We start from the raw sequence: 23,421 nt of genomic DNA, 5'->3' as shown, positions 1-23,421 counted from the left end.
TATATTTTATTTATCATTCTTCACAACAAAGTAATGATAATGAGAATCGTTATCATAATAATTCATGTGAGAATAATTATCAATAGGTTTCTTTAAATCTATGAAATTTTGTAAATTGTTAGATCAGTATAAAGGGAGAAATTTCCGGAGGTGAAGTAATTATTAAAAAAGAAAATGGAACTGGCGGTGCATTCGTGTCACATGTACTGCATCTAAAGCAGGTTGGTCTTCAATAGGCGTACGCTCTGGCAGAGCTTGTCGAGCTAGATGCACTCTCTGTCGTAGTTCGGAATAAGTTTCGTAAATAGTTGGGTCTGGCAATGGCCTATACTCAATCGTCCTAATAAAAACATCGAAGGTGTTTATGCTTGCTATAATAGAATTTTTAAAATTTCTAGATTGCGGAGAAATGTGAAATGAGCTCAAGGGATGGGTCTATATTCAACTGTTGACCATGGAGAGCCCTGTTTTTAATTAAGCACACGCCTCTTTGGAATGACGGATCGAGCGGACCTTAAATCCTTAGAATACATGTTTTAGTCGAGCTTACGGACAAATGTATGCGAAATACAGAATACAATGTGCCGAAGGCAACGTAAACGAGCCAAATATATGCGAAAAACAGAATACAATGTGCTGAAGGTAACGTAAATAAGCCAAATATATGCGAAAAACAGAATACAATGTGCTGAAGGTAACATAAACGAGCCAAATGTATGTGAAAAACCGAATACATTGTGCAGAAGGTAACGTAAATAAGCCAAATGTATGTGATAAACCGAATACATTGTGCCGAAGGCAACGTAAACGAGCCAAATGTATGCGAAATACCGAATACAATGTGCCGAAGGTAACGTAAACGAGCCAAATGTATGTGAAAAACCGAATACATTGTGCCGAAGGCAACGTAAACGAGCCAAATGTATGTGAAAAACCGAATACATTGTGCCGAAGGCAACGTAAACGAGCCAAATGTATGCGAAAAACCCAATACAATGTGCCGAAGATAACGTAATAAGCCAAATGTATGCGAAAAACCCAATACAATGTGCCGAAGATAACGTAAACGAGCCAAATGTATGCGAAAAACCGAATACAATGTGCCGAAGGTAACGTAAACGAGCCAGCGCCGATACACATGCTGAAGAACATGCAAAAGAACCCGCAACAAATGCGGGTTCTTCTACGCTATAAATATAAGTTCAACTTTTTTCATACATAGCTATTTCACGGTACATATCTCTCAGTGATACTGGTGACATATCCGTCTCTTGTAGTTATCACACACGGTGGTACAAAATCTGTATACCGCTTGAAATATTCAATAAACTCCTGCTTGCTAACCTCTTTGTGAGCACCTACATTAGCATCCACTATGGAGTATTTCGTCTCATCTGTAACCTTTAATGGATCGGTAAACGTATATTTGTTGAGAATATAAAATCCATTAGGCATATCGTCGTCTGGATTAATATTCAGCCCTTTAAAACGAGCAGAATCCTTCATCGTCAGCCATTCAATGTTATCAAAATCGAAGGAATTATTCTCCAAACTAAGATTTAAAACATATCCATTTAACGTACTCTCGGGGGTGATCGCAAAATCATCAGCTGTAGCCTCATTATCCACTACTAGCTGATCCAGCTTTATATGCTGACCCATTCCAATATCATTGCTTATATAATTCATAGCGACCTGTAAAGGATCAAGAAGAGCTGACTCCTCCCCTTGATCAGCCAATGCCTGCAGACGGGCATAATATTCAGCGATCGTACCATCGGTTTGGGGGGTATGGTAATATTCATTCCCATTCGTATCCTTCCAGCGTTCCACGCACCAAATCCCTGAATCTCCTTGAACAACAGGCTGAGATAACAACAATTGGCTTGTTTCACCTGTCGTTAAGGGGAATTTCACTAGCATGTGATTCCCTATATAGGTTTCATGTGGAAGCTGATTGTTTGCTTCAAGAAATACACGCACTGCCATTTCCTGACCGGCTGGTGTTGACATATCATTCTCTCCGCTCTTGATTACGCCCAAGTAATGCGGTGTCGAATTCAGAGTGGAGAATAAAAGAATTGGCTTGCCCATGCTTCCTTCTTCGGTTATAAAACCATCAACCATATTTTCTGTCATCGTCAGCTTACTTGGATCATCCGGCTTCAAGCGATATTCTAAACTCCAAATTTCCAAAGATGTGGCAAGCAGATCGTCGAAGGACGCTATTTTTTCAAGCTTAGTAATTTTACTGTCAATCACTTTAATATTTGAATTGTTCTCATAACTCGTAATGTTCTTCTCCATAAACTGCTCGGCATAGTCCTTTACGGTTAATGAATCATTTTTCGGATTGCTTAATAATCCCACACACAATGCTGCCACGACAATGATTGCGACTAGAACAACCCAAAAAGCAGGCTTTTTGTAATTTAAAATATTCTTAATACGCCCTTTCGTGTTGCTATCGCCAAAGGTGAGCGGTGAACCGCCAATAAATCGTTTTCCGGTAGATAAGTTCAAAAGTGAGATCGAATATTCCTTTTTGATACCACTGCCCATCTGTCTTATGACGCTTTCATCACAGGACTTCTCCATATCATCACTCATCAGATAAAAAGAAAGCCATACCAATGGATTAAACCAATGTAAACACAGAACCGCGAACGCGACAGGTTTTATAATATGATCGTTCCTTTGAATATGCACTTGCTCATGTTTGATGATATAAGCTTTTTCATTAGCGGAGAGTCCGCTCGGAAGATAAATTCTAGGCTTAAGTAAGCCGAATACAAATGGTGTGGTAATGCCGCTATGCTCGTATATATTTTCAAAAAGAAGTGTTGCCGTTCTTAAGTTTCGTGAGAGCCGAACAGTTGCAACAATGCTATAGATGAACAGCAGTGCAATTCCGATCAACCAAATAAAGTGGCCTATGTTAATCCATGCGTCTGTTGAGTTTGCAGGGGTTATAACAGCTGAGGTAGCAGGTTCAGTGGGTACAAGTACGGTTGATATATGATTTACGACTTGGTCAGATGTATTTATTACTTCTTGGATTTGGGGCATTTGTGTAAATTGCTTATTCAGAGGTGTGTTCTGTACTTCAGATGGGATAAAACTAAATATACTCTCAATAGAGAACGGACATAGAAGTCGGAACAAAACTACAGACCATAAGGCATAGGAGAAAATCTTGGGAACTTTTCTTAAGAACAGCCGTGCCACGATGATAAACACAATCACATAACTTCCTGTAATGCTCATGTTTAAAATATGTCCAAACAGCTGATCCACCGTTACTCCTCCTTATGCTCGTGGATTAGTCTTAGAACATCATCTATTTCGGTGTCGCTTAATTTCCGACTCTTTGTAAAAGCAGCCAAAAATTTGGGTAACGAACCGCCAAAGGTTTCCTGCACGAACTCCTTACTCTGCTCCGCATAAAAGTCATCCTTTTTGATAAGAGAACCTACAACACCATTATCATTAATAAATATCTCTTTTGCTTCAAGACGTTTTAACATTGTGTATGTCGTTGATTTCTTCCAGTTCAGCTCGGATTCACATAACTTCACCAAATTCCCTGACGGGATCGGTTCATGCTTCCAAATTAATTCCGCAAATTTTCCTTCCATTTCGGTCAGCCTGAGATCCTTCATCCATACTCCTCCCGCTGGTCTACAACTTCTAGACCTCCCGTTTGGAAATAGTTTACAGCCTGTAGATTTTTTTGTCTATAAAAGATTTTTCAGTACAACAAAAAGACCATGTCTTTGCAAACATCGCCTCTTTGATTTCTTTTTTTAATTGTAAAACACAGATAAATCACGGAACAATAGTCCGCTTTCCTCTAGTCGGTTAAGCTCCTCTTCTACATCAGTTACAACATGACTTTCTCCCTCATGAGCTGTATTGATTAACCAAGGCAGTCCCTGTTTTAGAAAACAAAGATCATCGGGCAGCCTGGTCTGCACCCATGAGTATAAGCTGGTGGAATAGGATAATAGAAAATCAACCGCCTCAGGAGAACAATGAAAAAAATAAATATCTGCATAATGCCCCATAAGCCGAGTCCCCGGCCAATAATCATCTTTAATGATCTTTTTGAGAAAAGGTTGAAGCTTTTCCAATAGTTCATATCCTTCTGGCTCTAACTCCATCTGATCACGTTTAACCAAAATAAATTCATCACACACTTCCATAGCAATCTGTATCAATGTCTTGTAGGTCTGACCCGTTGGTTCCTGCAAAATAGTATTTATTATAAGGTCCACCCTCCTACTTATTTGTATTATTTAGATACTCCTGATGCATCCTTCCCCAGCCGCACATGCTATCCAAAACAGTAATCAGCGATTTGCCATGTTCTGAAATACTGTACTCCACTCTCAGTGGAAGCTCATGAAAACTAACTCGATCGATAAGTTGATCCTCTTCAAGCTCCCTGAGTTGCTTAGTTAATGTTCCCTGTGAGACAGCTGGGATGATTCTCCTGAGTTCACCAAATCGTTTCGTGCAAAATAAACAAAATAAGCGGCTTCCACTTTCCACCGATCTTTTCAAGCGTTGTTAGCACTCCGGTCAATCTCGGTTCCAGCAAATCCATGTGATCCCCTCTTTCGATAGCCATATGCTGTGTTTTCTAATCGGCTAGTACGAACAATCGTACCTAGTACGAACAAAGTGCGTACTGTGCAGATTCTCTTTTATATCTAATAATAAAAAACAGAAATTAATAAGTCCATTTCACTATGAACGGAGAAGATACACATGTCTACTATTTCATTAAAAAATCAACGCGTAGTCATCATCGGTGGAAGTTCGGGGATCGGTCTAGCTACCGCCAAACAAGCTGTTGACCAAGGTGCAAAGGTCATTATCGCCGGTCGTTCTCAAGATAAACTAGCTAAAGCTCAACAATTTCTAGGGCTCGAATCTACCGAAATTCATTCGCTTGATAATCAAAATGAAGAAGACTTAAAGTCTTTTTTCGAAAAAATCGGCAACTTCGATCATTTGTTTACTCCGGGCGCCTCCTATGTTAGAGGACCCATTACTTCAAGCTTAGAGATTGCTCATAGCTGCTTTAATGCAAAGTTCTGGCCTCAATATAATGCTGTGAAATACGCGATCCCATATATTAATCCTAAAGGCTCCATTGTTCTGATGTCTGGCGCATTCAGTCAACGACCACTTGCAGACGGTGCATCTTATGCAGCTTGTAACGGCGCGATTGAGAGTCTGGGAAAAGCATTGGCTGTAGAATTAGCTCCGATTCGGGTAAATGTCATTTCCCCAGGGACCATTCATACCAACTTTAATTGGGAAGGTGCAGAGCAGGAAACTAGAGATAAAGCTTACGATGAATATACGGATATGAATATCCTTGGCAGGGTTGGCCATGCCGACGAAGCAGCACATACAACCATTTATTTGATGACTAATAACTATACTACGGGAAGCACCCTATTTCCGGATGGAGGGTATATTTTACGATAAAAATAGCTGACTCCATAAGTAGGAAATGCTACTTAGGGGGTCAGCTCCTTTTAGTTTAAAGAATTAGAGAGAAACTCCTTGATTATCAGCCGGGGAATCCGCTTCCCTTAGTTAGGATGATAGGAATTTCAAATATGAATTTCTATGACTACTTCGTATTAAAGATTATACGAATTACATCCTCCTGAATCTCCTTAATTTTATATATACCGATTTTTTCAGCGGCCCTCACTAGCGCTGTGATATATTCAGGAGTTGAATTAATTTTTCGAGCTGAAGCCTTCAGGTTAATGGAGAACTCATTCCCATTCTCGTCAACATCAAGAGATTTCACATAAACTTTAAATACCTTTACATAATGCTCATAGTTAACCAAATGTTCTTCAGTAACACCTTGAAATGAAACATTAACTTTCAAGGATTCCGGTTTCAGGAAGCTCACCTTACCTGCCATATCTATCTGCCCCACTTCAGGATTCAACACTTCATATCCAACTCCGTCAAGGATTGTATAATCCATCCCATTATCCATAGTGGCTATTAAATTAAGGCGTACATCGAGTGCTTCCGGTGAGAGTAATGTCAGATAGTCGCTTACTTCAAGCTTGCTCTTTTGTACAGCCTCTTTCCCGGCGAACATAATCAATGGACTATGTACACGTCTATTCCATGACTTCTCTTCATGTGTACCCAGAGGGTCCATCTGAAAGAATAGGTCCTTGCCTAATACAAATCCCTTCGATTTTAATACATTCACAAGCGGATCAATTGGCATTCCTTCGGTTACACCCATGTCGAGCCAAATCTTCAATGCAGGCTTCTCTGTCTCTTTCGCCAGCTCATCCAATATACGCCCATTGCTTACCCAAGTGGCAGGGGATAAAGCCCCTATCGCTGAGAAGGTCTCCGGATGTTGATAACCCATCCACAATGCCTGAATAGCACCGAATGACGATCCCATAATCATACGGTGATCCCGATCGGGAATGGTCCGATAAGCATCGTCGACATAAGGAATAACTGTATTGATAAAATATTGGGTAAATTTCTCTGCACTCGTTCCATCCGAAGGAATAGACTCATCCGGAAATGGAACATACTCCATTCCCCGTTCTGATCCATCACTTGAAGCGACTCCTATCACGATAACCTTCTCCATAGTTCCATCAGCAACGAGCTGATCTATGATCTCCTCAACTCTCCATTCTTTGCCTAAAGAGCTGGTATTTGTATTAAAAACATTCTGCCCATCGTGCATATACACAACGGGATAACGCTCGCTGTCAGTTTCATATCCTGCAGGCAAATAAACAAATATTCTCCGCTCACCTATATTTTCGATGTCCACGGTACCTTTTGCCACCTCCACACTGGTTGGGCTATCCGATGCATTAGAAGTATTGCTTATCGTTGGAGTGGGGGTTGGTGAAGTAGCAACTTTTTCATTTACATTTCCGTTACTGGAACATCCCGAAAGCGCTAACAAAAATAATACAGCAAGTCCCCAAAAGCTCCATTTAAATAATCCACTTGAATGCATAGAACCCCTCCTGATTATTGTTCAAACGTTTTCACACTTCTCATTATACAGGATTTATATGGGATTATGAACATTTTTTCACAAGTGGATTGTTCACTTAGGAGTAGTATACTTTCTCAACTTTATATAAAGTTTGCTCGATCGTTGGGCAGAGATTGGCATCTACTTTATAAAACTTAACTCGAAAGTATAAGCTTTTCAAAAAGTTCTTTATATTATTTTTTTGCCTAAAGGCAGGAAGAAATTCTGAATTTTTCTCCACTTCACCAAAACTTTGAATCCATCGCTCTACATAAGTCTGACTAAGTATTTTTCTATTTAAAACACTAATTATGGATCTTACCATTCTCTCATCTTCCCCATCAGAGTATATTCGATCTGTTATGGTCACCTTATCGTAAACCAAATCGAGGATGGTTAAGAGGTCATTTTCATCCAGTTCGGAACATTGAGCCAAATCATCTAAAGCATCTGCTCCATGAGCTATGGCATGAGCCCAGCCTTTTTCTTCATCATACCCACGGTAATCTCGTTCTTTTTGTACATTGTAAAATACCTTATCTTTTATCTGAAGAATTTGCTCTCTAGAGAGAAATGGCGATTCTTTATGCTTCATAAAAAGGAGGGGTATGACTAGCATAGAGAAAGAACGAGTGAAGACCGAGTCTGTATTTATTTCGCCAAGCTTAAAAAGCAAATGGTTGTTATCCAAAATAACGGGCAGTAGTTGTTCTAGTTCGTTTTCAGTAAGAGAATTTCCAGGAATCCAGTATGATAAGGTTGTATAAATTAGCTCATCACGTAGCTCGGCATCCACTGAACCGATATTATGTATCATTTCTTGTATCAACTGGAATGTATCGGGAGTTGCTTGGTAGTCATTTTCTTTTATTAATATCAACTTTTCTTTTAAATTCATTTTACACACTCCTACTAGAAATTTTCCGTATGCAGCGTAATAACATTAGTTTGTAAAATGTCACACTATCCTTTCGGATTGTTGGCACTTAACATGGTACTATATATAGTAATAATGGCACACTTTTATTATTAAGCGACACCCTTTTTACATTTTAGAATAGCCTATTCAATAACCAACCAAAGGTGGTACGAAAATGAACCAGAAACTAGAAAAAACAGATTCTAAGCATCGTGTACTCCCCTTTAAAGGCATTCTCAATTTCCGAGATATGGGCGGATACACCACCTCGGATGGCCGTAAAGTCAAATACGGTTTGTTTTTTCGATCAGCCGAATTAACAGGAATGACCGATCAAGATATAAAGCTCTTTAAATCACTTGGAATTAAGACCATATTTGATTATCGAGGGATAGAAGAGGTTCGTTTAAAGCCAGATCCAGTCATTCCAGGAGTTAATAACATTTGTGTACCTGCGCTAAAGCAAGAGGTTCCTGGAGACATGAGAGATGTGGTTCGTTCTGGGTTCCTTGAACATTTTACGACAGACTTCTTGGTTAATATGTATTTGGATATGGCTTTTAATAACCCTTCCTTTAAGCGACTTATGGCAACCATTATGCTTCCAGATGAATTTAGTATCCTGCATCATTGTGCCGGTGGAAGAGATCGTACTGGCGTTGGATCAGCATTCATCTTCCTAGCACTCGGAGTTCCGAGAGAGACGATTATTGAAGACTATTTGCTCTCCAATCAGACACTCGGTCCTATGAATGAACAAATAAAAAAGCAAGCCTCACAACATCTATCACCGAAGGAAGTAGATACTGTTATGGCTGCGCTTATATTACGCAGAGAATTCATGGAAGCCATTTTCTCTGCCATCGACGCGCGATATAAAAGTGTAGAGGTTTTTCTCGAACAGGAATTCGGCATGACAGCAGACAAGCGCAAGCAGCTACAAGCCTACTGTTTAGAAGCTTAATAACTTGTTGAGCGGTGAACTAATTCATTAAGATAGAAATAGTAAATATAAAAAGCGTAGCTCTTGAAGAGCTACGCTTCTTTCCGTTTAATACTGACGTTCTTCCTCGTAAGATACAAACAACATTCTACGCTGTACATCCATCAACGACTTAATCACCCATGTTGCGATCACGGCAACAACGAGTCCCGCTACAACATAAGAAATGTATTGCTGAGATAATGTCCAGTCGATATTAAATAAGGCAAACACACTGTTCTCCAAAATGTTCAAATCCATCGTTTGCAGAAAAATCTGATGAAGCACAGGTAGTGTAATTAGACCAAGCGCAGCTGCTACCACGGTTATGGTTAATGAAAAGAAGATAATACTGGATACAAACCGTCCCATAATTAGCATGATGTTACGCGCGAACTTTGCACCATCAAAACCTAACTTCATTCGTTGCAAGAAGCCTGCTCCTTCTTGCTTCATATCCGTTCTACGCTCTTCATTCGGTCTAGGAATATCCAGCAATGATCTTACTAACTCTTGCTCAAATCGTACGATGTAATCCAATCCTTTGGCTACTGCAAAAAATAAAGGAATACCGATGAAAATGGGGGTTAATCCAATGGATAATGCTAACCCTGTCACCATAAATACGAAATATACTATCGTAATCGGTAATGAGATTATAAAATACAAAATACTCCGATAGGTCTTGGGACTTGATCGACGTTTGCCGGGTTTAGATTGTGATTTCGCTTCTGCTGGAATCTGCATGGAATCTAACGCTCCCATCGGCATTGTGTACAACTTATCGTTCATTTCTTATGTCCTTCCTCTCACGTTATCAATTAATCTCATTATACGTGAGAAAGAGAAGGCTAAAAACAGTCTTAGGACCGGAGTCTTACCAGACTAAAGGCTAGGATGGATTTAGACTGCAACAGCTACAAACCAAGCTTATTCCCCTTCTCCAGCCGCACGATCTGCTGCTCACCGCTGTCTGCCAGCTCTCTGAACTGGTTAATGGTTTCACGCATTTTAGGAAGAGCTTCCTGCTTATACGTACTTATCGAATCTAAAGCAGACAGCACATCTGTGAAGGCTTGTTTTAAAGTATCTACAGAAATACTTGATTCAAGGGATTGCTTATGGATCGCCGCCCCCTGATCTTTTAACATTTTTGAGGTACCGCTTATTAGCGTATTGGTCGTTTGATTTAGGAGTTCAATCTTTTTCAATACGATTCGTTGATTGTAGAGTGCACTTGCCACCGTAACAGAGATTTTCAGGGCCGAAACCGTAACATTTCTAGCTCTGTCCACCCCCCTGATCAGCTCTTTATTATTTCGTATGACCACTTCAATCGCCATAATTCCCTGCTGATTCACAACCAGCATCTGTTGCAAATCCATCACACGCTGCCGTAGAGGAAATAGTACCTCCTCCGTTATGAACTTTACTCTTTCTTCGGACTCATTACGTAGCTTAGCTGCTTCCAGTTGAGATTCGATCTCCTGATCCATCAGCATTCCTAGTTGAATCTCTTTTTGTAGCTTCTTAGTAAGCTCCCTAAGCGATTGCTGCTCGAACTCTAACGTAGTGTTATCGTTTTTCAATACGGTTTTGCCTTTATCTAAAGAAATGATAATATCTGAGATTACAGCATCTGCTTTTTGATACTTCGCAAAATAACTCCGCAATGGGTTAAAAAACTTCCCTAACAGACCGCTTTTAGCAAAATCCACTGCGCTTGGGTCTAAATCTTTCAACTGGAGGTTCAGCTCCGTTAATCCTTTAGCTACTTGCCCGCCTTCATCCCCTGTTTTCGATAAATTCCCTACAGATACTTGCAAAAGAGAGTTCTTGTCTGAAGACGATCTCATGGTGCTCATCCCGAAGCTGTCTATGGATTGCAGCACTTCTTTTCGCTTCTCCAAGGATTCTAAATCCAGCTCCAAGATCGTCGAGACATTGGTTATTGCCATTTCCTTCAATTGCGTTACTTCCTGTGGCTCAGGTTTAACCTGTTCTTCAATCGCTGATTTCAATTTCTCCGGACTTACCACTTCCATCGTAAAAGACATAGAACCCCTCCTAACAAGTTTAGCTTACATTTGGACATTGAGCAGATTACCGATTTTATAGACTACGTCGTCTGTATCCGCATTGATGTTAGCCGCTTCATTAATACTTGAAATGCTCTCCAGCGCTTTAATATTTGCGTTGTAGCCAATGGTGTAAATCGGAATTTTATAGGTTTCAATTAAACCCCTGATATCATTCAGTGAATGACCTTCATTGGTCTCCCCATCACTTAATACAAAGATCAAAGGTTTGATTTCCGGATTTATCTTCATTTCGTCTTGAAGCATTTTGAGTGCCACTACAATTCCGTCAAAAGTCGCTGTACCCCCATTCGCCTGAAGACTATCTATCGCCCCAACAAACATCGACTGCTGATTCGTGTCGTATTTGCCAATTGGAAGATTTATCGTAACGTTGTCGGAGTAGGAAACAAAACCAATACTATTATCCTTGCCCAAGTACTTCTGTCCCGTTAATAATGATTGCTTTAAGCGATTTAAAGGCTCCCCGTTCATACTACCTGAGACATCAGCTACAAATACTGCCGCAATGGGTTTATTGCCGTTTTTCTTCTCCTTCCATAGCTTTTGTGCCGAGGATAAAAGACTGCCATCCACTGGATTAACCTCTGAATGATAGTCATTCAGTCCGTTAAAACCTTTTTTCTCACCCAAACGCTGATATTTATCCTGTTCTACAAACTCTGCAAATTTCTTGATAATGTCCAGCTTCTCTTGTGGTAGATCACCTAATGCGTAAAGCGGACTATCATGTCTTACACCAAAAGGAGTAAATACATAGCTGCCCTTTAGTTCGGGAGCATTTGCGTAAATTTGGTACTCTAACACAAAAGCATCCAGCTTCCCAGTTTTAGCCGCATCACGCATTTGTAAAGTAGTTGATGCGATAAATGGAACATTCGCTTGGAATTTCTCAAAGCCCTGAACCGCTTGCTCTCCAAGCAAATCAGAGCTGTCAAACGTCCCAAGTGCAGTCACAAGAAAGTTCAACCCTGTTGAACTGGCAAATGGATCTGTGTAACCCATAGACAATTCATTATTCGCTATCGCATCTGTAATCGTCTTGACGTTTAAAGAACCGTACTTCTCGACTAACTCATCATATTTCGTTTTATTCGTAACAATACCGGCTACATTGCCAATCAGACGATTGGTTATAAGCTGCGTATTAATCCCGTTCGCTTTTACCATCTCGCCCCATAATTCATTGGATGGTGTAAACGCATCAGGTATATACTTTCCAGACCTTATGTAATCCGTCGCTGTGCCTGAAGCTATATTGCGAATCTTAACTGAAACAGGGATCCCATTCAGCTCTACATTGGCATTATTAAAATCTGTCGCCACTTCATTAAGCCATCCATCATTACCCGTTCCTGATTTCTCTGTCGATGAAAAAATTTCAACAAAGCTATCCGTTGTATTGGTCACTGATATAGGAAATTTAGAAATATCCGGCAAGGAGTCACCAATAGCTACAGGATCTAGATCGATTTGTCCTTTGACCTGCTCCGCGGTATTCACATTAATTTTTTTATAAAGTTTATCCAGCTGTTTGCCTGCATCTTCCGATGAGACCTCACTAGTGGTTTTACCTAAATTAGTTGTTAAGGTAATTCCAAAGTATACAAGTGCAAAAACGACCACTGTTATAACCCCGAGCACTACAAAAGTTCTCCCTTTCCTAGCCATTCGCATCTTCCTTTCATTGCTTATAGAATTTCGTCTGTTTGATCAATTCATCGATCTCCTTCATACAAGGCATATCTTCAACATCTTTATAATTCGTGCTGTCTAGTAGGGATATTTCGAGTAGCAGTTGATCTAATTTCAGCAAAATTTCTTCGTTTGCTCCGAGATACCCGGTCACATAAGCCAAATACTCATTGTACAGAGCCGTTTTTTTCTGCACCAGTTTATCTGAGAACTGCGCTGGTCTTTGTTGACCGGAAAAAAGAGAGAATTCCGAAGCGTCAAATACACTCAACTTATTAAGGATCCCTCGGATATTCAAATAGAAGAGCTTCTCTACTTCAAAACTAACCGCATTAAACTTCTTGAAGCTTAACTCCGATTGCTCAAAACGTTGACTAAGAACATCCACTAACGTATTTTTCTTCTTCTCTAATCGGGTTAGTTGATCCAAAGCCAGAGTAATATCCTTCTTCAGCACCTTTACATTTCTGTATTGTGTGAGCGCTGATATGTAGTCCTCATGCGTCTGTATCTCTTTGACAGGTGGAACCAGCGAAGGTTTAAAAAGCAAACTATAACTTCCATAAAGAACAACAAGTAGACTGATCACTACTAATGTCACACCGGAGGCTGTCTCAAAGACACTTACTCCGCCGATTTCTACCCCTAAAAGTCCTGGAGACAATACAAAAATATTCAAGAACACCACGCCAACGATAAGCCCTAATAGCTTTGCGGATCTCGCAACGTTCAACAAAGACACCTCCCTAACTGATCCGGTAACTTTTTCCATTACTTTCTTCATTTTATCAGAAAATAACGGATCAAACTCCTTTTTATTACAAAAATACTAATTATCCACGGATTATCTCTGGACCCTCGTTGATTCACTTCTATATATATGGAAATATTTCTGTGATTACGTCCATAATCACAAAAAAACCTTAACAGGCCTAAAGCCCATTAAGGTTATTCATCTCATTTATACCCAAGCGTCATTCGAATATCCACGTTGCTCCCAATAGCCTGTATGCTCTCCTTCGATCAGTTCAATCCGGTTCAGCCATTTCACTGATTTGTAAGCGAACATTTTGGGGACAATTAGCCGAACCGGTCCACCGAGATCGCTTGGAATCGGTTTTCCATCATGCATAACTGCAACCATAACATCGTCCATATCCGCTTGATCCAGCGTAAGCGTATCTGTATATACCCCATCCCCGGAGTAGAATTTCACCGTCTTTGCAGTTGACTTCACCCCAGCCTGTTGTAGAAGATCCTTTAGTTTAATGCCTTCCCAGGTATTCTTGTAGACGGACCAACCTGTTACACAATGAAAATCACTTACTTGAACCGTCCGCTGTAATTGAACGAATTGCTCCCAGTTCCACGTAAAGCTCTGCTCCACAAGACCATCTACCTTAAAGGACCAATTATCGTTCGTGAACTCCGGAATTGGGGTTACGGTATAAACACGGAATTGACCCTGTGACCCACCCCCAAGAGGTGGTGAAGATGCCTCCAGTGGCTGCGGTGCTGGTAACAGCAGGTTGCGATCATTCTCGATTAGTTTATCGATCGTTTCACTGCCTCCGATGTTTCCAATTGAGCTACCTAGCCATTTTACAAATGAGGGGCCGATTGTAAGAGCAAGCCCTACACCGATCGTCCCGCGAATGAACGCCCTACGCGTATAGACTGGTTGGGGGGTATCCTGAGAGGTAGAATCGGTACTCCCTATACTCTCACTCTTGATGGTCCGACGATTCGGCTCCTTTAGCCATTTCACACGAGTAAGCGAGTGATAGATAATATAAGGCAGTCCAACCCAGGTCAGTACATCATGAATGACCAAAGCAAGATTAGAGACTTGCGGTCCAACTCTACGGAATTGCCATAATAACACGCCGGAAACGAACCAGCCAAGCAACAGAAAGAGTACGACAAGTACATTGAATCGCTGCCAAGGTTTCTCCTTTAACTGCTTCCAATGTTTACTTGCCAGCAGAAGATAATATATAACAGGTAGGATCGAGACGATACCTACCACGATGTGCAAGCCTTTAATCCATACCCTGCCTTCACCAAGGAACCCCCGCCAGAAACCGCCTACTAGCACAAGTCCCGTCAAAGCTAAAATTACGACGATCCAGCCGTTCCAGGTGTGAAGTGCCCGCAGTTTTTTCCCGTACCCTTTACGTAACCGACCAAGCATACCGCTCATAACCTATCCTCCTCCTCATGTGAAAGATTCTGCACCAGATTTAATTTAGTCCAATAAGGTTAGAAAAGACTTTGACGCAGCAGAGAGTGGAACGCCTCGAAGGGTCGCAATTCCAATATTACGCTCTGGAAACGGTGGGTCTAAAGGGATTTCTACAAGTTCTCCACTCTTTAATTCTTCCGTAACATAATCACGAATAACAAAAGCAAGACCAAAGCCACGCAAAGCGAATTGAACAAGAAGATCAACACTGCCTAATTCAAACTCTGGTGTTATTGTCACATGATTGGAGGCTAGAAACCCATCTATATACTTTCTTGTGCTGCCTCCCGGCTCTAGGAACAACAATGGGTACTGCTTGATATCTGAAAGCGGCATCGTCTTGTCTGCCAAATGACGAAAGCCTTTGCCACCTACAAGACAATCTTGAAGCCGTTTACTTTTTCGAAATTCGATCTGTTTGTCAGATGCCGGTAAACTAACGATGCCGAAATCAATCTTCCCTTCTTTTAGAAGCGCAAGGGTCTCCGGTGTTGTTCGATTCGTAATATGAATACGGACATTGGGGTATTGTTCGTGATATTGCTCCAGATAAGACAATAAGTAATATTTGCAGAGTGTATCACTTGCTCCAATATGAATCTCACCGCTATTTAAATTGTTCATTTCAGCAATCGCTCGCTCACCCATCTCCACATTCTGAAAGGCTTGTTCAATAAACCGAAGCAGTACTTTGCCTTCTGTCGTTAGATCCACCCCTCTTGAGGTGCGAAAAAATAAGGAACCACCCATCTTTTCTTCCAATTGCTTAATCGTGTGACTCACCGCTGGTTGTGTGATATTCAGCCGTTCTGCTGCCGCAGTTAAGCTGCCTGTTTGTGCTACCCAATAAAAAGAACGATACCATTCCAAGTTGATGTCCATCCCAAGTCATTACCTCACCTTATAATAGATATAACATATATCAATTTTTCTAATGTTCTATCTAGCATTATACTTAGACCTGTAGGCAATCACAAGCTTGGGAGGTAATCGCGTGACCGTAATCGCAATTGTAGGAGCTAACTGGGGAGATGAAGGCAAAGGAAAAATGACGGATGTCCTAGCCGCTCAATCCTCCTATGTAGTTCGTTTTCAAGGTGGAAGTAATGCTGGTCATACTATCATTAACCAGTACGGAAAATTCTCACTCCATATGCTGCCCTCTGGTGTATTTAACCCTTCAGTAATAAACATTATTGGACCAGGAACAGCTCTTGATACTGAAGTATTAATAAAGGAATTACAAGCATTAGCAGAAAGAGGAGTTCCAAAGCCGAAGTTATACGTATCTGAGCGTGCTCAAATCGTGCTCTCGGTTCATCGTTTATTTGATGAGCTGGAAGAGGAACGTCTGGGATCACAAGGGTTTGGTTCAACCAAGAGAGGAATAGCGCCATTCTACGCGGATAAATATGCGAAGCTCGGCATACAGGTTGCGGATCTATTTAATCCAGCACAACTGGAGATACGTCTTAAACAATTACTTGCTTCAAAAAATGTATTACTGGAGCATTTATATAAGAAAGCCCCTATCCAAGTCTCGGACTTACTCGTTCAGTTGCAAAAGGAAGCTGCGCAATTGGCACCATACGTTGCCAATACAACAGAAATACTGCAAGAAGCTTATACGAATGGAGAAACAATTCTACTTGAAGGGCAATTAGGCGCTCTGCGTGATCCTGATCATGGTATATATCCTTACTCCACCTCTTCATCGACACTTGCCGGTTACGCACCTGTCGGAGCAGGTCTTCCTGCGGCTGCCATCACGAATGTCATTGCTGTAACGAAGGCTTATTCCAGCTGTGTAGGCGCCGGACCTTTTGTATCTGAACTGGAGGGTCCAGTAGCGGATGAACTTCGCACACGAGGTGGCGATGCTGGGGAATTTGGAGCAACGACCGGTCGTCCTAGACGTATGGGCTGGTTTGATGCCGTAGCTACGCGCTATGGTTGCTTGATGCAAGGTGCAACGGAGGTTGTGTTGACAAATCTGGATGTTCTTGGTTATTTAGATGAGATTCCGGTTTGCGTTGCTTATGAGCTTGAAAATGGAGAAATCACCGACAAGTTTCCAGCCACAAATAAGCTTTACACAGCAAAACCGATAGTAACGCATTTATCTGGTTGGAACTGCGATATTTCACATATCACTAACTTCGATGAGCTGCCGGAGCAAGCAAAAAGTTACGTGGACTTTATTGAAACGTCTATTGGAATACGTATTTCCACAGTTTCTGTAGGTCCTAGACGCGATCAGGTTATTCATCGTACGCTGAAATAATCTTATCACATGCATAAACGCCTTCGGCGTGCTTATAAGGCACGTACTTTTATATATTTTTAAAATAAGGATGCCTAGTTGTACCTACATGCAATTTGCATATAGCTGCAACTAGGCATCCTTGTGTTACTCTTTTACACCAACACTGCATCCACTTTCGTCTGTGGCGCCTTGTCACAACGCTTACAAACCTTAACAACTGTTCCGTCCGTTTTTCTTTTTGGATAAAGCAGCTTAATCCGTGTGCTCTGACAGACCGGACAAGTGCCTCTTCCTCTGGATGGTAGACTCCATAGTGCATGTCCGCGTTTTGACTTTGCCATGAATGAACCCCTCATTTCGGTCAACAATAGTCAACACTTCATTCTGAAAGTGCTTCTTTCAAAAGATATGCTGCAAGGACAGGTTGTATGATTAATGACATTCAAAACTTCCTGTAGAATATAAAAAAGACGCCTTCTAGTAAGAAGACGTCCTTTTGTTTAGAATCGGATAATTAAAGATAACTTAATTTGTGTAAATCATAGAGACAACACCATTTGTAAAGGTTACGTAATTATAATTTCTATATTGCCAAGTCTCAACTGTAATTCCACTGCCGGATAGACTTGATTTATCAATTGGAGTGCCCCAGCTTAATTCTACTTGCTGCTTCGTCATCCCTGTCGAAATTGTACCCGCCTTGATTTTGGCCCAAATCGCATTAGACCATTTATAGATTTTGGTAGGATCAGACGTAAAGAAATACTCTTTGTTTGCTAGAACGCGAGTGACCTGATCATATTCCATATCATAAGTCTCCACAACTTTACCTGATGCCAATTTAAAAGAAATCGCAAACTCATTATCGTCGTTCACTAGAATATCAACAATCGTTGCTTTTTGGAATTTATAGTCGGAGTCAAACTGGTTGAACCAATAAGTCTTTCCGATTAGCTTAGCGAGATCCCCTTGAGATTCTCTTTTAGCTATTTTTAACGTATTTTTCGTATACGCAAATAACTCCGCTTTACCGAAATTGATGTTCAAAGACTCATAATGAGCACCAAAGTCCAACACTGCTCCCAATGAAGTTTTTAAGAGGGTTGCAGGGAATACAGCTCCTCCATCCACGGTTTGCACTTTACCACTCATTTTCACCTTATTCCCATTCACCATAGCAATATCACTGCCTAGCTGAAGTTGGATAGGCAAATCTCCCAGACGAATGCTAAAGGTCTTAGTGGCTGTGTTCGCCTGAACAGTAGCACCCAAGAGCTTAAACGTTGATTGTACAGGCAAATACATCGTGCCACTGATTAATACACCTGTTTCGATGTCCTTATCAGCACTGATAGATACCTTTAATGTTTTGGAAGCAGCTCCTGAACGCACGGTTACATTTGTTTCGCCAACGGCTAATGCTTTCATAGAGCCATCTGGCAGCTTTTGCAATAAGTAAGGCTTCTCGATCACCATATCTGCTTGAGACAAAGGAACACGTTCGGATGAGCCATCTGGCCCTTTTGCAAAAATCTGCACTGGAACCTTATCTCCAACGGTCATATCCGTATAATCCATTTGAAAAATCAAATCGTCCGTGCTAGAACTCGACTGTTCGTTCACAACATTTGTGCTAGTCGAATTTGCTGCCTCCGCTGTATGAATTGGACCATACATAGATACTGCTAACACTGCTGCAATACTCCATTTAATAGCTTTCATTTTCCAAAATCCCCCTCTAGTAAATAAACCAATATTACTTTATCACAATTTCACTATTTTAGTAGATAAAAATGGAAGGTTGTTAAGCTTATATTTTATAATGTGTAAATATTATGAAAAATAAAGGGAATCAGATGAATCTACAAGAAGTTACAGAGCAAGCATTACAGAGTCTACCATTTATAAACTTAAATTGGGAGTGATCATCTGAGATAACCATTAATAATCATTGTATATAAGCCACAAATCAAAGACTTAGACTAGGAGTGTTATATTCGTGGAAATAATATCCGACAGATTAATCTTAAGAGATTATACAAGCAATGATTCTTCCTTTTACGAAGAACTAGAAGAAAATCCTTTGTCCTACAAATATGAAAACACCGCACCTGATGCAAAACAAATTAAAGATGACTTCCTTTCGATTTTGTCTCAAGTAACCAGCGATCCACGGGAAAATTATGATCTCGCAATATGTACAAAGCTGGATATGAAGCCCATCGGTAATGTCAGTATAAAGTTAAACTGGGAAGATATCAGAGAATGGGAAATCGGCTGGGTCCTACTACCGGAATATTGGAAGATGGGATATGCAACTGAAGCCGTGAAGTCTCTGATAGATTACGCCTTTAAATTCCTAAATGCACATAGAATTGTTGCTTATGCCAATGCAGAGAATCTTCAATCAGAGAAAGTAATGATTAGAGCGGGAATGATTAAGGACGGGGTTCTTAGGGAGACTAGATTCTGTAATCAACAATGGTGCAACGAGATTATCTATTCCTCTTTGGAGCAGGAGTGGGCTAATATTTGATGGTTAAAAACTAATTAGGGAAAAACTCCCTATAAATAGTCCATATTCGCTGATTATGAATGAAATTAGGGAATTCCTCCCTATAAATCATGCTAATCCCTTTGATTTTCATCAAATCAGACGAATTTAGGGGAGGTTTTCCCTAATTATCAATCTACTGACCAATAATCTCATAATTCCAGGGAGAAATTCCCTAATTATTCAATTGAAGCTTCTCTTGGATCATCAATTGGGGCTTGATTTACAAGATAACAAGAAGAGAGCCGCTCCCAAGTAGTTAAAAAAACTACTTTTGGAGCGGCCTTCTCTGCTTTACACTACCAACTCTCGTACAACTTCAACCTCATCTCTGCTTACTTCAACGAACCCCAGAGATTCATACAAATTCGAAGCACGTTCGTTCTCAATTCGATGACCAATAACGATTTTATCGCAGTGATGTTCGGCTTTTATATATCGAATCAAGGCATCCATTCCCGTTCTACCGAATCCTCTATTCTGATACTTCTGATCAATCATAAAAGCCATTACCCAATAACTTCCGTCCTCAGGATCAACACTATACACAGAGAAACCTATCAATTCTTCATCTGCATATAAAGCTAATGGAGTCATTCCGCAATAAGCCGATTCTGCCAACCAATAAACAACAGGTACAGGAAAAACCGTCTTTTGCTCATTGGACACCTCTAATTGAGTACAGGCATACCAGTTATTCTCATGGATTGTCTTCAGCTCGACATGAGGATGAAAACCATCCCGAATACGATCACAGACGGCTTCTAATTTAGATTTAAGCTGTAGTGCCCATTCAGGGCTAGTAGAAACGTCAAACGCCTCTAAACTCCGAAGCAGCCTGGCGAATCCATATAAGTCAGAGAACCTTTGAAATTCTGGTAATAACTTGACATATTCATCATCTAAATGTTTTACGGATCTATAACCACTAACAAAAAAATCGATGTTCCTCATACTCTCCTCATCATTCTGCTTGGATAGATCTCTTAAGGCTGATGAGATATCCATCGCAAACCAGTGATACATAGAGTCATCGAAGTCAATCGCATTAAAACATGATTTTTCTTTCATATAAAAAATATTGTCTGTCTCAAAGTCATAATGGATGAGTCCCGTATGTCCTACGCCAAAAGAGAGCTTACTTAGCCACGCTTCAATTCGCTCATATTCCTTAAGCGCTTTATACTCCTCAGGGTGTCTTTTTAATACAGATAAAATAAACTGAAGTGAATCAACCCAACTTTTACGCGAGGGCGTGCTCGGAGCATAAGTTTCGGATAAATGATGCAATCGCGCGAGTGTTTGACCCCAATGTTGGAACTGCAGCTCCGACATCTCTTCAAGCGGAACATAATCCCCTGCGGCTTGTTCAAAAACAACCCCGTGATATCTACCATTTTCAGTTAAAAGAGTCTCTATCCAATTCCCTTGCTTGGAGCGTACTGGTGATACAGTATCATAGCCCTGGTCCAATAAGTACATCATAAAATCTAGTTCTGCCTGGATATTCTCAGCAGTATTATCTTCTTCGTTAGTAAACCTTAAATAATAATGCTTATTATTCGATTGAAACGTATAAATAAAATTGCTGCTAGCTCTTACAAACTTCATAGATCCAAGCTCATGATTCCAATACTTGATCATTTCATTGGCAGGTAGATCGTTCTCTGTTCCCCGTACCATGTTCATTAACGTCATCATTTCCGATAGTGCCTCCCGTAGTCATTGAGAGGTGTTCTTCCCTTACGAATACTGACCTCTCTCGGACTTCATTGTGGTGTTGTTCGTACTCAAACATCATCACTCCTTATAAACGGATTAGGGACTCCCGAAAGATTTGACCTTCATTCTCATCCCCTTTAACATTATCGGTAAATTATTCTATTTAATCAAGAGATTTAGATAAAGCCTTCATTACCAGAAGGAAGGGGTGGTCCCCCGTACTCCCAGATCTGTAATGCCGCACCGATCATTCCACAGAAATTGCCACGATAAGCTGCTTCAATTCGAACGCCTTCCAACATCGAGGGCATCGTTCTCGTTGCTACTTCTCTTCTTATTCCTTCGAATAATATCTCCCCTGCTTCAGCCACTCCACCACCAATAACAATAACTTTAGGGTTAAAAATATGAATAAAAGAAGCGATAGCAGACCCAAGTGCTGCGATTGTTTCTTCCATTACTTCTGTAGCTAGAGGGTCTCCTTCTCTCCATCTTGCGATCACGTCTCGCGAGTCTAAGTTATCCAGTGGCAGATTGTTTAAAGTTAGTTGTTCCCGCATTCGACGAGCAATGCTTGTACCCGAAGCATAATGTTCTAAACAACCTCTCCCGCCACAAACGCATGCCGGTCCTTTGAAATCTACAGACATATGGCCTAACTCTCCGGCCCCACCCCAAGAACCATGGACAAGGTGACCCTCTACAACAATTGCCCCACCAACACCCGTTCCAAGTGCAAGACAAATAAAGTCTTCTACACCTATACAAGCGCCTAAATATTTCTCGCTTAATGCTAGTACATTCACGTCGTTATCAACGATCACTGGAACCTGGAACCGAGTCTGAAGCAACGCTTTCAAAGCTGTCCCAGCATACCCAGGAATAAGCTCTGAGGCCGAGCGAATACTCCCTTCCTCCCAAGCGACTTGTCCTGCCGTTCCTACGCCAATCCCCTTAATCTTTACCCCTGAATGTATCGCTGTAACTTCATTCATTAACTTTTGAATAGCCTGAATAGCTCGGTCCACGGTCTTCGTGAACCCAGCCATTGTGCTCAGACTTACAGTATGTACTACGTACCCATATGATGTAACGAGCCCAGCATTAATTTTCGTTCCCCCGATATCTACTCCAACAACATATTCCATATGAGGATCATAACCTTCTGACACGGACTCTCCTCCTTAAGTCTCAGCAATCACTCACGGCTTTGACATATCGTGAAGTGATTAACTGTGGCCTTGTAATCGCACTTCCTACCACAACATAAGCTGCGCCAGCCTTCTTAGCTCTCGCCGCATCCTCCGGTGTCCATATCCGCCCTTCTGCAACAACGGGAATATTCACGAACTCGCATAATTGCTGAAGTAAAATAAAATCTGGTCCTTCTTGCTGTGTACTGTAAGGTGTATAGCCGGAAAGTGTTGTGCCAATGAAATCTACACCTAGTTCTTCCGCTGCCAATCCTTCCTCCAAAGTCGATATATCTGCCATTACAAGCACACCCATTTGGTGGGCATATGCGATTAAAGGCTTAACCGACTCAAAGCGACCTTCCCGATTCGTAACATCTAATGCAACAATATCCGCTTTTGCGGAGATAATTGCTTTCACTTCTTCAAGAGTTGGCGTAATAAATATGGCTGATCCGGGAATATCCCGTTTAATTAGTCCAATAACCGGTACATTTACCTCTTCTTTGATCGCTACAATATCTGGAACTCCATTCGTCCGGATACCTATTGCCCCTGATTGAACCGCTGCTCTTGCCATTTTTGCCATTGTATCCCCACCATGAAGCGGCTCATGCTCAAGTGCCTGACATGATACGATCAGACCTTTCATCGGAAAGATATCGCTCATTCGAGTCATCATT

General features: G+C 41.0%; 20 protein-coding genes and 1 pseudogene. 4 read left to right on the top strand and 17 right to left on the bottom strand.

Going from position 1 to position 23,421, the window contains the following annotated elements; genetic code table 11:
* Window positions 1-1,227 precede the first annotated feature (1,227 nt).
* The 4 genes and pseudogenes from ACN6MV_RS13130 to ACN6MV_RS13115 all read right to left on the bottom strand — a co-directional run bounded on the left by ACN6MV_RS13130 (window position 1,228) and on the right by ACN6MV_RS13115 (window position 4,609).
* Window positions 1,228-3,297 (bottom strand): M56 family metallopeptidase, encoded by a 2,070-nt coding sequence (locus tag ACN6MV_RS13130; RefSeq protein ID WP_419886506.1) that lies wholly within the window; start codon window positions 3,295-3,297, stop codon window positions 1,228-1,230.
* A gap of 2 nt (window positions 3,298-3,299) precedes the next feature.
* The gene (locus ACN6MV_RS13125) at window positions 3,300-3,662 is read right to left on the bottom strand and encodes a BlaI/MecI/CopY family transcriptional regulator (RefSeq protein WP_419886505.1); all 363 of its coding nucleotides are present in this window, start codon (window positions 3,660-3,662) and stop codon (window positions 3,300-3,302) included.
* Window positions 3,663-3,806: 144 nt separating this feature from the next.
* Window positions 3,807-4,277 (bottom strand): hypothetical protein, encoded by a 471-nt coding sequence (locus tag ACN6MV_RS13120; protein ID WP_419886504.1) that lies wholly within the window; start codon window positions 4,275-4,277, stop codon window positions 3,807-3,809.
* A 4-nt stretch (window positions 4,278-4,281) separates the two neighbouring features.
* Window positions 4,282-4,609, bottom strand: a pseudogene (locus tag ACN6MV_RS13115) (winged helix-turn-helix transcriptional regulator).
* A gap of 164 nt (window positions 4,610-4,773) precedes the next feature.
* Between ACN6MV_RS13115 and ACN6MV_RS13110 the strand changes: the two are divergent.
* Window positions 4,774-5,502 (top strand): SDR family oxidoreductase, encoded by a 729-nt coding sequence (locus tag ACN6MV_RS13110; protein ID WP_419886503.1) that lies wholly within the window; start codon window positions 4,774-4,776, stop codon window positions 5,500-5,502.
* Window positions 5,503-5,650: 148 nt separating this feature from the next.
* On the opposite strand, the gene ACN6MV_RS13105 is transcribed toward ACN6MV_RS13110, so the two are convergent.
* Window positions 5,651-7,042 carry an alpha/beta hydrolase gene (locus ACN6MV_RS13105; protein ID WP_419886502.1) on the bottom strand — a complete coding sequence of 464 codons (1,392 nt, stop codon included), beginning with the start codon at window positions 7,040-7,042 and terminating at the stop codon, window positions 5,651-5,653.
* Between the two features lie 97 nt (window positions 7,043-7,139).
* Window positions 7,140-7,961: a DUF2785 domain-containing protein gene (locus ACN6MV_RS13100; protein WP_375102762.1), complete on the bottom strand. Its 822-nt coding sequence runs from the start codon at window positions 7,959-7,961 to the stop codon at window positions 7,140-7,142.
* A 196-nt stretch (window positions 7,962-8,157) separates the two neighbouring features.
* Between ACN6MV_RS13100 and ACN6MV_RS13095 the strand changes: the two genes are divergently transcribed.
* Window positions 8,158-8,946 (top strand): tyrosine-protein phosphatase, encoded by a 789-nt coding sequence (locus tag ACN6MV_RS13095; protein ID WP_419886501.1) that lies wholly within the window; start codon window positions 8,158-8,160, stop codon window positions 8,944-8,946.
* Window positions 8,947-9,033: 87 nt separating this feature from the next.
* Here ACN6MV_RS13095 and ACN6MV_RS13090 read toward each other — a convergent pair whose 3' ends face one another.
* The 6 genes from ACN6MV_RS13090 to ACN6MV_RS13065 form a co-directional block, all read right to left on the bottom strand.
* Entirely contained in the window at window positions 9,034-9,756 is a 723-nt protein-coding gene (locus ACN6MV_RS13090) for a sensor domain-containing protein (RefSeq protein ID WP_052414584.1), read from the bottom strand.
* A 125-nt stretch (window positions 9,757-9,881) separates the two neighbouring features.
* Entirely contained in the window at window positions 9,882-11,021 is a 1,140-nt protein-coding gene (locus ACN6MV_RS13085; RefSeq protein WP_042127090.1) for a toxic anion resistance protein, read from the bottom strand.
* 24 nt (window positions 11,022-11,045) lie between these two features.
* Window positions 11,046-12,734 (bottom strand): vWA domain-containing protein, encoded by a 1,689-nt coding sequence (locus tag ACN6MV_RS13080; protein WP_076121396.1) that lies wholly within the window; start codon window positions 12,732-12,734, stop codon window positions 11,046-11,048.
* A 13-nt stretch (window positions 12,735-12,747) separates the two neighbouring features.
* Complete coding sequence (locus ACN6MV_RS13075; protein ID WP_339291340.1) at window positions 12,748-13,500, bottom strand: hypothetical protein; 753 nt, start codon at window positions 13,498-13,500, stop codon at window positions 12,748-12,750.
* A gap of 219 nt (window positions 13,501-13,719) precedes the next feature.
* Window positions 13,720-14,961: a molybdopterin-dependent oxidoreductase gene (locus ACN6MV_RS13070; RefSeq protein ID WP_042127084.1), complete on the bottom strand. Its 1,242-nt coding sequence runs from the start codon at window positions 14,959-14,961 to the stop codon at window positions 13,720-13,722.
* Between the two features lie 45 nt (window positions 14,962-15,006).
* Window positions 15,007-15,885, bottom strand: a complete 879-nt coding sequence (locus ACN6MV_RS13065; RefSeq protein WP_042132132.1) for a LysR family transcriptional regulator — start codon at window positions 15,883-15,885, stop codon at window positions 15,007-15,009.
* 112 nt (window positions 15,886-15,997) lie between these two features.
* On the opposite strand from ACN6MV_RS13065, the gene ACN6MV_RS13060 reads away from it, so the two are divergent.
* Entirely contained in the window at window positions 15,998-17,287 is a 1,290-nt protein-coding gene (locus ACN6MV_RS13060; RefSeq protein ID WP_419886500.1) for an adenylosuccinate synthase, read from the top strand.
* A gap of 134 nt (window positions 17,288-17,421) precedes the next feature.
* Here the strand turns inward: ACN6MV_RS13060 and ACN6MV_RS13055 are convergent, their stop codons facing one another.
* Window positions 17,422-17,610: a hypothetical protein gene (locus ACN6MV_RS13055; protein WP_082650979.1), complete on the bottom strand. Its 189-nt coding sequence runs from the start codon at window positions 17,608-17,610 to the stop codon at window positions 17,422-17,424.
* Between the two features lie 184 nt (window positions 17,611-17,794).
* A complete protein-coding gene (locus tag ACN6MV_RS13050; RefSeq protein WP_419886499.1) occupies window positions 17,795-18,991 on the bottom strand; it encodes a stalk domain-containing protein in 1,197 nt (398 codons plus the stop codon).
* Between the two features lie 277 nt (window positions 18,992-19,268).
* On the opposite strand from ACN6MV_RS13050, the gene ACN6MV_RS13045 reads away from it, so the two are divergent.
* Entirely contained in the window at window positions 19,269-19,805 is a 537-nt protein-coding gene (locus tag ACN6MV_RS13045) for a GNAT family N-acetyltransferase (protein WP_052414583.1), read from the top strand.
* A 312-nt stretch (window positions 19,806-20,117) separates the two neighbouring features.
* Here the strand turns inward: ACN6MV_RS13045 and ACN6MV_RS13040 are convergent, their stop codons facing one another.
* The 3 genes from ACN6MV_RS13040 to ACN6MV_RS13030 form a co-directional block, all read right to left on the bottom strand.
* On the bottom strand, window positions 20,118-21,524 hold the full coding sequence (locus ACN6MV_RS13040; RefSeq protein WP_419886498.1) for a GNAT family N-acetyltransferase: 1,407 nt from the start codon (window positions 21,522-21,524) through the stop codon (window positions 20,118-20,120).
* Between the two features lie 197 nt (window positions 21,525-21,721).
* Complete coding sequence (locus ACN6MV_RS13035) at window positions 21,722-22,717, bottom strand: ROK family protein (protein ID WP_419886497.1); 996 nt, start codon at window positions 22,715-22,717, stop codon at window positions 21,722-21,724.
* Between the two features lie 19 nt (window positions 22,718-22,736).
* Window positions 22,737-23,420 (bottom strand): N-acetylmannosamine-6-phosphate 2-epimerase, encoded by a 684-nt coding sequence (locus ACN6MV_RS13030; RefSeq protein ID WP_156114788.1) that lies wholly within the window; start codon window positions 23,418-23,420, stop codon window positions 22,737-22,739.
* Between the last annotated feature and the right edge of the window lies 1 nt (window position 23,421).

This window comes from Paenibacillus sp. B-A-8 (assembly GCF_048572915.1).
In the GTDB taxonomy this organism is placed as follows: Bacteria; Bacillota; Bacilli; order Paenibacillales; family Paenibacillaceae; genus Paenibacillus_AQ.
This window is presented reverse-complemented; position numbering and strand designations above follow the sequence as displayed.